Genomic DNA, 12,326 nt, shown 5'->3' with positions numbered 1-12,326 from the left:
GAACGGTAGACCGGACGACTCCGCCGCGGCTTGTCCGACTGGCTAGAATCAGGGTGACCGTCTTGTCCGATCGGCTTAATCCGGTGATGACCACGACTACGGAACCGACAGCCAGAGTGCTCGGCGCTTCGCTGCGGCACGTCCTCGCCACCCTCGGGGAACCGCTGGTCAGGGTGCTCGCGGCACCGAGCGGGCTCGGCGTCGAGGTGGCGGACGTCGTCATCCACGATCCGGAGGACCCGCCGGACGCCCATCCGGGTGACCTCGTCCTGGTGATCGGAGCCCGCGGACGGTCGGCCGCGGGGGCGATCCGGGCGGCGGGACGCTCCGGCGCGGCCGCCGTGGCGGTCAAGAACGGCTCGGCGGTCGTGAACGTCGCGACCGACGCGGGGATCGCGCTCATCGAGGTCGGCCACGAGGCGCGCTGGGAGCAGGTCGAGGCACTGGCCAGGGGTGTCGTGGACGCGGCCCGCGCGGGCGGTGAAGCGGACAGCGGCGAGGTGCTGGGCGATCTGTTCTCGCTCGCGCAGACCATCGCGACCTTGACCGGCGGCCTGGTCAGCATCGAAGACACGGCGAGCCGCGTGTTGGCCTATTCGCGGGCGGGTGACGAGGTCGACGAACTGCGCAGGCTCTCGATCCTCGGCCGCGAAGGCCCGGAGCGGTACCTCGCCATGCTTCGCGAGTGGGGCGTTTACCAGCGGCTTCGCGCCGGGGAAGGCATCGTCCGCATCGACGAGCGGCCCGATCTCGGCATCCGGCGGCGGATCGCGGCCGGGATCCACGCCGGATCGCAGGCGCTGGGCACGATCTGGGTACAGGAAGGCACGCATCCGCTCACCGAAAGCGCGGAAATCGCGTTGCTCGGGGCGAGCCGGGCGCTCGCACCGCAGCTGATCCGGCACCGGACACTGCCCAGCCCGGAACTCCGGCTGCGCGAAGACCTCCTGGCAGGGCTGCTCGAAGGCCGTCTCGACGTCGAGTCCGTCGCCGATGACATCGGCGCGGATCCCGGGAAACCGGCCGTGGTGCTGGGGTTCTCGCTCCCCCGCGACCGCGCGGCGACCGACCGGCAACTGCGCCGCGCCGAACTGGTGCACCTGATCACCGTGCACACCGCCGCGTACCGGCGGAGCGCGCTGGTGAGCGTGATCGGCGGCCGCGTCTACGCGCTCCTCCCCGACCTCCCCGAACACGCCGAGACGCGGATCCTGGCGCTGGCCAAGGAAATCGTCGGTACCGCGCAACGGCATCTCGACGTCCGGGTGCGCGCCGCGCTGGGCGGTGTCGTGCCCCATCTCTCCGAGGCGGCGGCTTCACGGGGTGACGCGGACCGTGTCCTGGCGGCGATGGCGCGCGGGCACGGGACGGCGGACGTCGCGTCGCTGGCCGACGTCCGCGCCGAGGTCCTGCTCTCGGAAGTGCTCGCCTTCCTCGGCGAGCAGCCGAGGATCCGCGACCCTCGGCTGGCCGACCTGATCGCGCACGACGCCGAGCACGGCGGGATCCTGGTCCCCGCGGTGCTGGCGTACCTCGACGCTTTCGGCGATGTCCGGCAGGCGGCGCGCGAGCTGAACATCCATCCGAACACGGTGCGGTACCGGGTGCGGCGCGCCGGCGAGGTGTCCGGGATCGACCTGGACGACCCCGCGCAGCGCATCCTCACCCAGCTTCTCTTGCGCCTCTAGACCGCGTTTAGTCCTCTGGATGCGGTTGTACGCCTCACGACACCGCGGCGAGGTTCCTCAGCCCGGCGACCTCGGCCAGTCCTCGATAGGAATCCAGTCGCTCAGCCTGGTCGAAAGTACTGGTGGTCACGAGGATCTCGTCGGCGCCGGTGGTGGCGACGAGAGCGGCGAGCCGGTCGCCCACCTCGTCCGGGGTGCCGGCGATCTGACCGTCGAGCGCCCGGTCCAACCGCTCCTGGTCCCGTTCGGACAGTGATCCGGCGAGGATCTCCTCCACCGGCGACAGCGGCGGGAACACACCGTGTGCCCGCGAGTAGACCGTCGACCACGCTTCGGGGATCAGCAGCCGCCGGGCGCGTTCGGCCGTCTCGGCGACCGCGATCGCCGTGGACACCACGACGTACGGCCGTGAAGCCTGCGCGGAAGGTCGGAAGCCGGAGCGGTAACCCTCGATGGCTTCGAGCAGCGGTCCTTCACCCCGGACCGGCGCGATCACCAGCGGCAGCCCCAGTTCCGCGGCCAGCCGCGCCCCGGCACCGGTGGCCAGCAGGAACGCGGGCACGCTCAAACCCTCCGCGGGAATGGCGTGCACACCCGGAAACGCCGTCTGGTCACCCGCCAGGAAGCCCAGCAGTTCCCGGACCTGGTCGCCGAAGCGGTCGGCGTCGTCCTTCTCGTGCCCGAGCGCCTGGCGAACCCCGCCGGTGAACCCGACCGACCGGCCGAGCCCCATGTCGATCCGGCCCGGGAACAGCGATTCGAGGACGCCGAACTGTTCCGCGACCACGAGCGGCCGGTGGTTCGGCAGCATCACGCCGCCGGTGCCGACCCGGATCCGTTCGGTCGCCGAGGCGACGGCGGCCGCCAGGACCGTCGGCGCCGAACCGGCGACACCGGGCACGCTGTGATGCTCGGAGACCCAGAACCGGTGGTAGCCCAGCGCTTCGATGTCCCGGGCGAAGGCGACCGTGTCGCGCAACGCGCGGGGCGCGTCGCCACCGCGGCGGGTCGGGGACCGGTCCAGTACCGAAAGCGTGATCACTCCGGGATCAACGCGTCCGGACCCGGCGGGCATTCCCCGCTCAGGGACGCCAGCGCTCGCTGTAGTCGGCGTGGTCGGCGTGCGGCAGGGCCAGCAGCCGCAGGGTCAGGCACCAGTTCGTCCCGGCCTCGTCGGCGGGCACGTTGCACGTCTCGCACCAGTACTCGTTGCCGTACAGGGGGAATCCCGGGACCTTCTCCGAAACCGTGGTGCGGTGCGCCTGCAGGAGCCTGCGGGTCGCCTCGATCTCGTTGATCATCTGATTGACCACGTCGAGCTCGATGTCGTTCATCGAACGGATCTTCTTTTCGATGACGACCTTGGTCTCACCACGATTGAGCGATTCGCTGATCTCGGTTTTCTTGACCGCCTGCATGATCAACGCCTGGCGTTGCCCCACACGCGCGGCGAGAAAGGCGATCAAGTCGTCCACGGGTACTCCTTCGTCTCCCCCAGCCTAGTGTTCGGGTGAGACTGTCGCTGGCAGGAAGCCCGGCGTTACGACAAGGTCCCACGCGTCACACAGTCTCGTATCGGTGTGCCGCGGAGCGGTAACAGGTTTCTAGATCGACACGAAAGCGCAATCACTCCGCGAGCAAAAACGAAGAAGAGACGGATGCCGAGCACGAATTGGTCACCGATACCGCACGCGTCGTCACGAAATGCGTTCCCCCTCGTGGCCGGACTCGCCGTCGCGCTCACTTTGGGCGCGGGCGTCGGTGTGGTGGCGGCCACCTCTCCGCGAGCGCTCGAAACGGCGACCGCGCCGACCCCTGCGACGGTGACCGTCACGGCGAAAGCCGCCCCCGTGCCGACCGTGACCGTCCCCGCACCCCCGGTCACTTCGGGACGCGCCGTCCCCGCCACCCCGGCGAACCGGTTCGCCGACGGGACCTACCTGGTCGGCACCGAGGTCGAAGCGGGCTCGTACCGCTCGCCCGGACCGGCGCCGGGCGGCAACGGCCACTGCTACTGGGCGCGGCTGCGCACCGGCGGCGTGTCGAAGATCCTGGCCGACCAGCTGACCACGGGTGCCGCCCGGTTCACCACCCGCAAAGGTGAATACGTGCAGGTCGCGGGCTGTGAGTTCAACCGGTCGCCCTAGATGCGCAGTCATAATTGCGCAGTTTCACCTGCGCAAGTTAGCCTGCGGGTATGGACGAGACAGCCGCACGCGCGGCCCACGACATCCGCGTGGCCTTCAGCAGGCTCCGGCGCCGCCTGCGGGAGAACTACGGCAGCGGTGATCTCACGCCGTCCCAGACGTCCGTGCTCAGCCGTCTCGACAAGGACGGCGAAGCGTCGGTCAGCGACCTGGCCGACCTCGAAGGCATCCGTCACCAGTCGGTGGCCACCACCGTCGGTGTGCTGGTGGAGCGAGGGCTGGCCGCCCGTCGCCAGGACCCCGAGGACGGGCGGCGTCAACTGGTCTTCGTCACCGACAGCGGTCACGCCTTCCTCGAAGAGCGCCGTCGCGCCGGGGAAGGCTGGCTCGCCCAGGTCCTGGAAACACAGTGCACCGAAGCGGAACGCCGCACGCTGATCGAAGCGGCGGCCGTGCTGGAACGGGTCGTTCGGCGGTGAGCACCGGCTTCGACCGGCGGCTCCTGCCCCCGATGATGCTGGGAGCGGCCCTCAACCCGGTCAACTCGTCGATCATCTCGGTCTCCCTGGTGCCGATCGGCGTGGCCTTCGGGGCGCCGCCCGCCGAGACGGCTTGGCTGGTCTCCGCCCTGTATCTGGCCACCGCGATCGGCCAGCCGGTGGTGGGACGGCTCATCGACCTCTTCGGCCCCCGCCGCCTGTTCCTGGCCGGGGCGGCACTGACCGGGATCGCCGGCGTCGTCGGCATGCTCGCCCCCGGCTTCGGCGTACTCGTCGCTTCCCGGGTGCTCCTCGGTTTCAGCACCTGCGCCGGCTATCCGGCGGCGATGCACCTCATCCGCGGCGAGGCCCGGCGCACCGGGAAGGACAGCCCCGCCGGGGTCCTCACCGCGCTCGCCATCACCACGCAGACCATCGCGGTCGTGGGGCCCAGCCTCGGCGGCCTGCTGATCGGGCTCGGCGGCTGGCGCGCCACGCTCGCGATCAACATCCCGCTCGCCGTGGCCGGTCTGTACCTCGGTTTCCGCCGTCTCCCCACGACACCGGCCACCCGCCGCGGCGGTCTCGTCCGCGAACTGGACCTGCCCGGCATGGGCCTGTTCGCCACCGCGCTCGTCTGCCTGCTGCTGTTCCTGATGGACCTGCGGGACGGCGACTGGTGGCTGCTCGCCGTGACCGTCGTCGCGGGCGCCGCGTTCACCTGGCGCGAACTGCGGACCGGGCAGCCGTTCATCGACGTGCGCCTGCTCGGCGGCAACCTGCCGCTGCTGGCCACCTACGGCCGAGCCCTGCTCAGCTTCGTCGTCAGCTACGCCTTCCTGTACGGCTACACGCAGTGGATGGAGCAGGGCCACGGGCTGTCCGCCTCGGAAGCCGGGCTGGTGCTGCTTCCCCTGTTCGGCGTCGGGATCATCGCCGCCACCGTCACCGGACGCAGCAAAGCCGTCCGCGGCAAGCTCCTGATCGGCTCGCTCGGGCAGGTCGCCGCCTGCGCCCTGTTGCTGTTGCTGAACGACGGCAGCCCGGTGTGGATGCTGCTGGCCGTCGTGGTCGTCCTCGGGGTCCCGCAGGGGTTGAACAACCTCGCGCTGCAGAACTCCGTGTACCACCAGGCGCACGCCGAACGCATGGGCTCGTCGGCGGGGCTGCTGCGCACCTTCGGTTACCTCGGCGCCATCGTCGCGTCCGCGGCCAGCGGCGCCTTCTTCGGCAGGCGCGCCGACAGCGGCGGGCTGCACCACCTGGCCGCGTTCATGCTCGTGGTCAGCGTGCTGTTCCTCGTGCTGACCGTCGCCGATCGCTCGCTGGGCCGCGTCGGGCGGGCTTGACGGGCCACCCTGTCCTGCCGGGGCATGTCCGTCAAGTGTCGTCGCGCGCCTTGCTCGGCTGCACCCGCTTCGGCTCCCCCGGCATCTTCGGGTAGTCCGGCGGATAAGGCATCTCGCCGAGGCCGTGGTCGCGCTCGTCCCGCGCGTACCACTCCAGCAGCGTCTCGATACCGAAAGCCTCTTCGTCCATCGGCGCGTGGAGGTCGCCACGTTCGGCGTAGAAGGCGCCCGCGGTGAGCACGTCGAAGTCGTCCGGGTCGACCTCGGTGAGCAGGTCCCAGGTCAGCGGGGTCGACACCGTCGCGCGCGGCGTGCCGCGGACCGACCAGGCCGACGCCACCGTGCGGTCGCGGGCGGCCTGGTTGTAGTCGATGAAGACCCGGCCGCCGCGTTCTTCCTTCCACCACGCGATGGTCGCCTTCTCGGGGATCCGGCGCTCGACCTCGCGGCCCAGCGCGATCACCGCGTGGCGGACGTCGATGAAGTCCCACTCCGGCCGGATCCGCACCAGGACGTGCACGCCGCGGCCGCCCGAGGTCTTCGGGTAGCCGACGAGGCCCGCCGAGTCGAGGACCTCGCGCACCACGCCCGCGACCTCGACCGCGTCGGAGAAGCCCGCCTCGTCCGGCGGGTCGACGTCGATGCGGAGTTCGTCGGGATGGTCGACGTCGGGCCGCCGCACCGGCCACGGGTGGAAGTCGAAGGTGCCCAGGTTCGCCGCCCACGCGAACACGGCGGGCTCGGTCGGGCAGACCTCCTCGGCGGTCCGGCCCGACGGGAAGGTGATCTTCGCGGTCTCCACCCAGTCCGGGGCGCCTTTCGGCACTCGCTTCGCGTAGAACCACTCGCCTTCGACGCCGTCGACGTAGCGCTTCAGCGTCGTGGGCCGCTCCCCGACCGCGCGCAGCAACGGCTCGCCGACCGCGACGTAGTGCTCCACGACCTGGCGCTTCGTGATGCCGCGAGCCGGGAAGTACAGCTTGTCCGGACTGGAGACCCGGACTTTGCGCTCGCCTGCCTCGACCTCGATCGGCTCACCGTTCTTGGGCATGCGCCCACCGTAGCGCCGATCAGGGGCGCGGATCGCTCTTCAAAACGGCCATCGTGACGACGTCATGCCACTCGCCCTCCCACCACAGCGCTTCCCTCTGGAGCCCCTCTCGGACGAACCCGGCCTTCTCGTAGACCCGCCGCGCCCTCGGGTTGAAGTCGAAGACCTCGAGCGAGACACGGTTCAGGCCGACGACGTCGAACGCGTAGTCCAGCAACAGCTTGGTCGCCTCGGTGCCGTATCCCTTGCCGAAGACGTCCGGACCGGTCAGCGCGATCCGGAACGCGCCGGAGCGGTTGTCCTCGTCGATGTCGGAAAGGACCACGTCGCCGAGGTACACCCGGTCTTCCTTGCGCAGGACCGCGTAGTCCGCCCGATCGGCGAGACCCGGCCGCGACGCCAGGAACTCGTGGATCCGCTCTTCGGTGAACTTCGCGTGCGTGCCGGTGAACCGGATGACCTCCGGATCCCGCAGCGCCCGCCACGCGCCCTCGAAGTAGGAGTCGTCGAGCTGGGCGAGCACGACGGTCTCGCCGCTGAGTTCGGGCTGCGTCCGCAGCGCGCCGGTATCGATCACAGCGAATACCGTACGGTTGACGCAGTGTCCGGCCGTACCAAATTAATTCTCGCGCTCACCGTGCTCGCCGCCTTCGTGGTGGCCGCGGTGCTGCTGCCGATCCCGAGCCCGGCGGGCCTGCGGGCCTGGGCGGCCGCGACCGGTCCGGCCACGCCGCTGGTGTTCTTCCTGGTCTATTCGGTACTCACCGTGGCACCGATCCCGCGCACCGTGTTCAACCTGGCGGGCGGGCTCCTGCTCGGGGCCACGACGGGCATCGTCGTCGGCATCCTGGCCACCACGGTCGCGTCCGGGCTCTCGTTCGCACTTTCGAGGGCACTCGGCCGCGAGTTCGTCGGGCGGCACCTGCACCGGGCCAAGGTCCGCGCGGTCAACGACCGGCTTTCGGACGGCGGGGTCCTGGCGATCACCTCCTTACGGCTGATCCCGATGGTTCCCTTCGCTCCGTTCAGTTACCTGTGCGGAGTGTCATCGGTCCGTTTCGCCCCGTATCTGCTCGGAACGGCGCTCGGCAGCCTGCCGGGGACGGTCGCGGTGGTCGTCCTCGGCGACGCGCTGACCGGGGAAACACCTCCCGCCCTGCTGATCTGTTACGCGGTCTTCGCCGTCGCGGGGGCCATCGGGCTGGTCAAGGTCTTCCGGCGGAAGGCCGTGCCGGTGGGGGAACCGAGCGGTGAGGACGAAACGCCCGCCACCGCACCGGCGAGCTGACGGGGATCCGAAACCACAGCCCGCTACACTCGATCGGGTGCGCGGGACATCACGACCGCGTAACGCCACCATCACCCCGGGCCCTAGTTCGTCAAAGAATGTGTCAGGAGTAGTCGCCATCGACACCGGTCAGCTGATCGCTGGGCACTATCGCCTGGTCGAGCAAATTGGTAGCGGTGCCATGGGGGTGGTCTGGCGTGCCATCGATGTCCGCCTCGAGCGCTCGGTGGCGGTCAAGCAGATCCTCCCGCAGCCCGGTGTCTCCGAGGCCGAACGCGACAACATGCGCCAGCGCGCCATGCGCGAGGCGAAGAACGCGGCCCGCTTCCAGCATCCGAACGCGATCGTGGTGTTCGACATCGCCGAGGACGGCGGCGACCCCTGCCTGGTGATGGAGTACCTGAACGGCCCGAGCCTCTCCGCGATCATCTCCGAAGAGGGCACACTGCCGCTGGGGCGCGTCGCGAAGATCGGCGAGCAGGTCGCGTCGGCGCTGGTCGCCGCGCACCGCGCCGGGATCGTGCACCGTGACGTCAAACCGGGCAACATCCTGATCGACGAAGCGGGCACCGCGAAGATCACCGACTTCGGCATCTCCCGCGCGGCCGGCGACATGACGCTCACCCAGACCGGCCTGATCGGCGGCACCCCGGCCTATCTCGCGCCCGAGCTGGCGCGTGGTTCGGACCCGGTGCCCAGCTCCGACGTCTTCGCGCTCGGCGCGACGCTCTACCAGGCGATCGAGGGCCAGACGCCGTACGGGAACAGCTCCAACCAGCTCGCGCTGCTGTACGCGGCCGCGAACGGGCAGATCAACCCGCCGCAGCAGGCGGGCGCCGCGACGGCGCTGCTGATGAGCCTCCTGCGCACCGAACCGACCGAGCGCCCGAGCATGGCCGAAGCCCGGGAGCGGCTCGCCGCGCTGGCGGCCAACGAATCCGGCTCGGGCATGGCGGCGTCGCCGCGGCTCTTCGGAGCGGGCGGCGGTAGACAGCCCGCCGCGCCCGACACCCCGGGGCGCGGCAACCCCGGCGGGGAACGGCCGCCGTGGCAGCGGACCGAGCATCCGGCCCAGTCCGCCGCGACACCTCCCCCGCCGCCTCCTCCCGCCAAGCAACACACGCCGACGGCGGCGTTCATCCCGATGCGCTCGCAGGCGGCCCCGCCGAACACGCCGCCCCGTCCGGTCGCAGCGATCACTCCGCCGCCGTCCGCGGCCGCTCCGAGGCGGCCGTCCGCCGCGAAGCCCTCCGACGGCAAGCGCAAGGCCGTCCTGTTCGCGGGCGCCGGTGCCGCGGTCGTGGTGATCGCCGTGATCGTGTTCCTGGTGCTGAACTCGAGCAACGGGACGAGCGGTAACCAGGGCGGCGACAACGCCGGGGCGAACCCGCAGTCCAGCACCTCGGCCCCCAAGTCGAGCGCCCAGTCGTCCTCGAAGGCGCCTCCGGCGGGCCTGGGGAAGACCCCGAGCGACAAGGTCACGAACTTCTCGAGTGTCGGCGGCTTCGTCCTCGAGTTCTTCGACACGGGCAAGATCGGGACGACCGAGAGCTGGAACAAGCTCACCGACGCCGCGAAAGCGGTCTACGGCTCGGAGCAGGCTTTCACCGAGTACTGGACCACGCACAAGGTCACCGGCGCGAAGACCGCGCACGCGGACAGCGGCGGCGGGAACGCCGACGGTTCGATCGACATGAACGTGACGGTCAACAACGGCCCGCGTCCCGCGTTGCGCGTCGTCCAGGTCGGCGGGCAGTACCTCATCGACGCCGACACGCGAGTGCTCGGCTACTGACCCAGCGTGGCGGCGGTGAGACCCGTCTCGCTGGTGGTAGGCCAATCGCCCCTCGTGGCTTACTGTGGCTTCATGGCCGATAGCGGACCTTTCGGACCTGGCCAGAATCCTCGTTTCCACGAGGACCTGGTCGGGCTCGACCCGTACGACCCCGAAGCCCTCGCCTTCGCCGAGCATCTGGACCGCATCGAACGCTGCGGCCCCAACTTCACCGTGGAAGCCTGCCTCGACGGTGTCTCCGATTTCGCCGACTCCAGCAACCGTCTCGGCGGTCTGCGCTGGTGGGTTTCGGCACTGGTCGTGATCCTCATCGTGCTCGGCGTGATGGTCACCGCATGGGACATCATCGGCCGGGCCATCGCGTGGCTCGCGGGGTAACGTGGAACCGGTGAAAGGCATGAAACCCGTTGTCGGAGCCACGCCGCGCGTGGTCAAGTCCGAGCAGGAATGGCGGGAACAGCTCAGCCCCGACGAGTACGCCGTGCTCCGCCAGGCGGGCACCGAGCGCCCCTTCACCGGGGAGTACACCGACGCCAAGACCACCGGTGTGTACCAGTGCCGTGCCTGTGGCGCCGAGCTGTTCCGCAGCGATACGAAGTTCGAAAGCCACTGCGGCTGGCCGTCGTTCTACGACCCCGCCGATACCGACGCCGTCCTCCTTCGCGAGGACACCGCCATGGGCATGCGCCGGATCGAGGTGCTGTGCAAGTCGTGCCACAGCCACCTCGGGCACGTCTTCGAAGGCGAGGGGTACGCCACGCCGACGGATCAGCGGTACTGCATCAACTCCATCTCGCTGACGCTCGTTCCCGAGTCGTAACCAACCGAAGCGAACCACCGCCCTCCCCGACGCGTTCTCGATGAACAGGAACAGCGTCGGGGAGGGCGGTGTCATATGAGTGACCCCTGGGGTATCAGCGGACCGGGTTTCGCCTGGCTGTACGCGTGGCTCGCGGTCCTTCCGCTCTTCACGGCCGGGATGTACGCGCTGTGGCTGCGCCGTGGCACCGACTCCCCCGGAGTACCCGGTGTCCATCACCTGGCCGCGCTGGCGGGCGGCAGCGACCGGGTCACCGACACGGTCGTCGCCGGGCTGCTCGAACGGCACGGCCTCCGGCCCGACAGTCACGGGATGCTGTACCCGGTCAGGCCGGTTCCGGCCGATCCCTTCGAGCGCGCGATCGTCTCTCTCGTGTACGGCAGCGGAATCGGCCTGCGCGACCTGCGCTTCCGGATGGCGCGGCACGAGGTCGTCCAGGAGCTGCGCGCCGACCTGCAGCGCAGAGGCCTGGAGGTCGCCGAGAACCGCCGCCGGCTGGGCTGGCGATGCGCGCTGACCGTGTACGTGGCCGTTCTCGCGCTGGGGATCGCGCGGCTGGCGAACGCCGTACCGCTGAAGCGGCCTGCCGCCATCCTCATCGTCCTGATCTTCGGCGTGGCCGGCGCCCTCGGCGTGACCGGGTGGCTGCAACGGCCGGACAGGCTCGGCCGCGCGACCACCAAGGGCGTGCTGACGCTCCGATACGGCAGCTGGGACCGCGGCCTGAGCAGGACCGCTGCCGGACAGGTCGCCCTCCACGGTTTCAGGGCGTACCCCGATCCGGTGGTCGCGGCCGCACTCGCCAAAACCGGTGCCACGCCCCGCAGCTGGTTCACCGGCGTGATCGGTTCCTCGTGCGGCGGAGGCGCTTCGTTCGCGATGGGCTCGTCCTGCGGCGGCGGTTCCTCCTGCGGCGGCGGAGGAAGTGGTTGCGGTGGCGGAGGAAGTGGTTGCGGTGGCTGAACTCGAGACCGTCATGGCAGTGCTCGCCCCGCTTCCGCTCCTCGCGGCACTGGCGTACACCGGGTGGCTGCGGAACCGGCGCCACGACGGCGAACCGCCGCGGACGATCTACCAGGTCGCCTACCTCGCCGGCGGCCCGGATCGGGTCTCGGACACCGCCGTCGCGGGTGCCGTCGAGCGGCGAGCGGCCCGTATCGACAGCTCCGGCGTCCTGCGCCGGACGTCCGCGCGGCCCGCGGACCCGTTCGTGCTCGCGGTGGCGGACACCCTGCCCAAGGTGCGGGCGGCGAGGGTGCGCGAACCGCTGCGCGCGTCGGAGCCGATGCGTTCGCTGCGGACGGAGTTGCTCGCCCGCGGCCTGGTCGTGCCGGAAGGCCGTCCGCGCCGGGCCTGGAGAGCGGCGGCCTTCGCGCAACTCGGGCTCGTTGTGCTCGGGTCGGCGGTGCTCGTCCGCACCGTCGTCGTCTCCGGGCAGCCCGTCGTGCTCGCCGGAATCGCGCTCGCCGTCGCGATGACGGCGTTCGTCGTCACCGTCCGGCTCGAACGGGTCCATCGCGCGGTGTGGACCACGAAAGCGGGCGAGCGGGCGCTCTCGCGCGCGGGCGACGATCCGCACCTCGTCACCGGCGCGATGGGCGCGGTGGCGCTGGGTGGCATCGAGGCCTATCCGGATCGGCGGTCGGCGCGGCTCCTGACCCTGACGGTCTAACGGCCGTCGCGGACGGTTCGCCGGGCTGATCGACTGG

General features: G+C 70.5%; 14 protein-coding genes. 10 read left to right on the top strand and 4 right to left on the bottom strand.

The window, feature by feature from the left end:
* Positions 1–86: 86 nt before the first annotated feature.
* Positions 87–1,688, top strand: a complete 1,602-nt coding sequence (locus HDA45_RS35270; RefSeq protein ID WP_184902782.1) for a PucR family transcriptional regulator — start codon at positions 87–89, stop codon at positions 1,686–1,688.
* Between the two features lie 34 nt (positions 1,689–1,722).
* Here HDA45_RS35270 and HDA45_RS35265 read toward each other — a convergent pair whose 3' ends face one another.
* Positions 1,723–2,763, bottom strand: a complete 1,041-nt coding sequence (locus HDA45_RS35265) for an LLM class flavin-dependent oxidoreductase (RefSeq protein ID WP_184902780.1) — start codon at positions 2,761–2,763, stop codon at positions 1,723–1,725.
* Positions 2,764–2,770: 7 nt separating this feature from the next.
* On the bottom strand, positions 2,771–3,163 hold the full coding sequence (locus tag HDA45_RS35260; protein WP_101606657.1) for a DUF6221 family protein: 393 nt from the start codon (positions 3,161–3,163) through the stop codon (positions 2,771–2,773).
* A 183-nt stretch (positions 3,164–3,346) separates the two neighbouring features.
* Here HDA45_RS35260 and HDA45_RS35255 point away from each other — a divergent pair, with 183 nt between their 5' ends.
* The 3 genes from HDA45_RS35255 to HDA45_RS35245 are packed head-to-tail and all read left to right on the top strand — an operon-like array spanning position 3,347 to position 5,663.
* The gene (locus HDA45_RS35255; protein WP_221471327.1) at positions 3,347–3,835 is read left to right on the top strand and encodes an Rv1352/Rv1906c domain-containing protein; all 489 of its coding nucleotides are present in this window, start codon (positions 3,347–3,349) and stop codon (positions 3,833–3,835) included.
* A gap of 50 nt (positions 3,836–3,885) precedes the next feature.
* Positions 3,886–4,314: a MarR family winged helix-turn-helix transcriptional regulator gene (locus HDA45_RS35250; RefSeq protein ID WP_184902778.1), complete on the top strand. Its 429-nt coding sequence runs from the start codon at positions 3,886–3,888 to the stop codon at positions 4,312–4,314.
* A complete protein-coding gene (locus HDA45_RS35245) occupies positions 4,311–5,663 on the top strand; it encodes an MFS transporter (protein ID WP_184902776.1) in 1,353 nt (450 codons plus the stop codon). Before HDA45_RS35250 ends, HDA45_RS35245 begins: the two co-directional genes overlap by 4 nt.
* 31 nt (positions 5,664–5,694) lie before the next feature.
* On the opposite strand, the gene HDA45_RS35240 is transcribed toward HDA45_RS35245, so the two are convergent.
* Together HDA45_RS35240 and HDA45_RS35235 are read right to left on the bottom strand one after the other, a co-directional pair.
* Positions 5,695–6,714, bottom strand: a complete 1,020-nt coding sequence (locus HDA45_RS35240; RefSeq protein ID WP_184902774.1) for a DNA polymerase domain-containing protein — start codon at positions 6,712–6,714, stop codon at positions 5,695–5,697.
* A 19-nt stretch (positions 6,715–6,733) separates the two neighbouring features.
* The gene (locus HDA45_RS35235; RefSeq protein WP_184902772.1) at positions 6,734–7,291 is read right to left on the bottom strand and encodes a GNAT family N-acetyltransferase; all 558 of its coding nucleotides are present in this window, start codon (positions 7,289–7,291) and stop codon (positions 6,734–6,736) included.
* A 24-nt stretch (positions 7,292–7,315) separates the two neighbouring features.
* Here HDA45_RS35235 and HDA45_RS35230 point away from each other — a divergent pair, with 24 nt between their 5' ends.
* The 6 genes from HDA45_RS35230 (at position 7,316) to HDA45_RS35205 (ending at position 12,289) form a co-directional block, all read left to right on the top strand.
* Positions 7,316–8,002, top strand: coding sequence for a VTT domain-containing protein (locus HDA45_RS35230; protein ID WP_184902770.1), 687 nt, complete (start codon positions 7,316–7,318; stop codon positions 8,000–8,002).
* A gap of 181 nt (positions 8,003–8,183) precedes the next feature.
* Positions 8,184–9,797 carry a serine/threonine-protein kinase gene (locus tag HDA45_RS35225; RefSeq protein ID WP_246481507.1) on the top strand — a complete coding sequence of 538 codons (1,614 nt, stop codon included), beginning with the start codon at positions 8,184–8,186 and terminating at the stop codon, positions 9,795–9,797.
* Positions 9,798–9,869: 72 nt separating this feature from the next.
* Positions 9,870–10,175, top strand: a complete 306-nt coding sequence (locus HDA45_RS35220) for a hypothetical protein (RefSeq protein ID WP_184902766.1) — start codon at positions 9,870–9,872, stop codon at positions 10,173–10,175.
* A 19-nt stretch (positions 10,176–10,194) separates the two neighbouring features.
* The gene (msrB, locus tag HDA45_RS35215; RefSeq protein WP_184902764.1) at positions 10,195–10,617 is read left to right on the top strand and encodes a peptide-methionine (R)-S-oxide reductase MsrB; all 423 of its coding nucleotides are present in this window, start codon (positions 10,195–10,197) and stop codon (positions 10,615–10,617) included.
* A 75-nt stretch (positions 10,618–10,692) separates the two neighbouring features.
* A complete protein-coding gene (locus HDA45_RS35210; RefSeq protein WP_184902762.1) occupies positions 10,693–11,580 on the top strand; it encodes a TIGR04222 domain-containing membrane protein in 888 nt (295 codons plus the stop codon).
* Positions 11,573–12,289 carry a TIGR04222 domain-containing membrane protein gene (locus tag HDA45_RS35205; RefSeq protein ID WP_343072217.1) on the top strand — a complete coding sequence of 239 codons (717 nt, stop codon included), beginning with the start codon at positions 11,573–11,575 and terminating at the stop codon, positions 12,287–12,289. The genes HDA45_RS35210 and HDA45_RS35205 overlap by 8 nt, the downstream gene beginning before the upstream one ends.
* The last annotated feature ends 37 nt before the right edge of the window (positions 12,290–12,326 follow it).

This window comes from Amycolatopsis umgeniensis (assembly GCF_014205155.1).
Taxonomy (GTDB): Bacteria; Actinomycetota; Actinomycetes; order Mycobacteriales; family Pseudonocardiaceae; genus Amycolatopsis; species Amycolatopsis umgeniensis.
This window is presented reverse-complemented; position numbering and strand designations above follow the sequence as displayed.

Excerpts from the sequence above, each read along its gene's own strand:
- HDA45_RS35270 (WP_184902782.1), top strand. The coding sequence starts at position 87 with ATGACCACGACTACGGAACCGACAGCCAGAGTGCTCGGCGCTTCGCTG.
- HDA45_RS35265 (WP_184902780.1), bottom strand. The coding sequence starts at position 2,763 with ATGCCCGCCGGGTCCGGACGCGTTGATCCCGGAGTGATCACGCTTTCG.
- HDA45_RS35255 (WP_221471327.1), top strand. The coding sequence starts at position 3,347 with ATGCCGAGCACGAATTGGTCACCGATACCGCACGCGTCGTCACGAAAT.
- HDA45_RS35250 (WP_184902778.1), top strand. The coding sequence starts at position 3,886 with ATGGACGAGACAGCCGCACGCGCGGCCCACGACATCCGCGTGGCCTTC.
- HDA45_RS35240 (WP_184902774.1), bottom strand. The coding sequence starts at position 6,714 with ATGCCCAAGAACGGTGAGCCGATCGAGGTCGAGGCAGGCGAGCGCAAA.
- HDA45_RS35225 (WP_246481507.1), top strand. The coding sequence starts at position 8,184 with ATGGGGGTGGTCTGGCGTGCCATCGATGTCCGCCTCGAGCGCTCGGTG.
- HDA45_RS35220 (WP_184902766.1), top strand. The coding sequence starts at position 9,870 with ATGGCCGATAGCGGACCTTTCGGACCTGGCCAGAATCCTCGTTTCCAC.
- msrB (WP_184902764.1), top strand. The coding sequence starts at position 10,195 with ATGAAACCCGTTGTCGGAGCCACGCCGCGCGTGGTCAAGTCCGAGCAG.
- HDA45_RS35210 (WP_184902762.1), top strand. The coding sequence starts at position 10,693 with ATGAGTGACCCCTGGGGTATCAGCGGACCGGGTTTCGCCTGGCTGTAC.